This window comes from Streptomyces sp. SP17BM10, from assembly GCF_036322405.1.
In the GTDB taxonomy this organism is placed as follows: domain Bacteria; phylum Actinomycetota; class Actinomycetes; order Streptomycetales; family Streptomycetaceae; genus Kitasatospora.
Genome location: NZ_JAQYXB010000560.1, coordinates 1 through 649, shown reverse-complemented (window position 1 = coordinate 649; position 649 = coordinate 1). Strand labels below are relative to the sequence as shown.

Annotated in this window: 1 protein-coding gene; it reads left to right on the top strand. The window is 72.1% G+C overall.

All coding sequences use genetic code 11. The features are described 5' to 3' along the window. Positions 1-649, top strand: a 649-nt coding sequence (locus PUR71_RS14625; RefSeq protein ID WP_329927412.1) for a methionine adenosyltransferase domain-containing protein, incomplete at both ends; no start/stop codon positions are given.

Genomic DNA, 649 nt, shown 5'->3' with positions numbered 1-649 from the left:
CGCCTACGAGGCTCGGGTCGAGGGCGACGAGGACGACCTGGACAAGCAGGGCGCCGGCGACCAGGGCCTGATGTTCGGCTACGCCTCGGACGAGACCCCCGAGCTCATGCCGCTGCCGATCACCCTCGCCCACCGGCTCTCCGGCCGGCTGACCGAGGTCCGCAAGGACGGCACCGTCCCGTACCTGCGCCCCGACGGCAAGACCCAGGTCACCATCGAGTACGACGGCGACAGGGCCGTGCGCCTCGACACCGTGGTCGTCTCCACCCAGCACGCCGCCGACATCGACCTCGACTCGTTGCTGGCCCCGGACATCCGGGAGTACGTCGTCGAGCCGGTGCTGGCGGACCTCGGCCTGGCCCTGGACACCTCGGACTACCGGCTGCTGGTCAACCCGACCGGCCGCTTCGAGATCGGCGGTCCGATGGGCGACGCCGGCCTGACCGGCCGCAAGATCATCATCGACACGTACGGCGGCATGGCCCGCCACGGAGGCGGCGCCTTCTCCGGCAAGGACCCGTCCAAGGTGGACCGCTCGGCCGCGTACGCGATGCGCTGGGTCGCCAAGAACATCGTCGCCGCCGGCCTGGCCCGCCGCGCCGAGGTCCAGGTCGCCTACGCCATCGGCAAGGCCGAGCCCGTCGGCCTG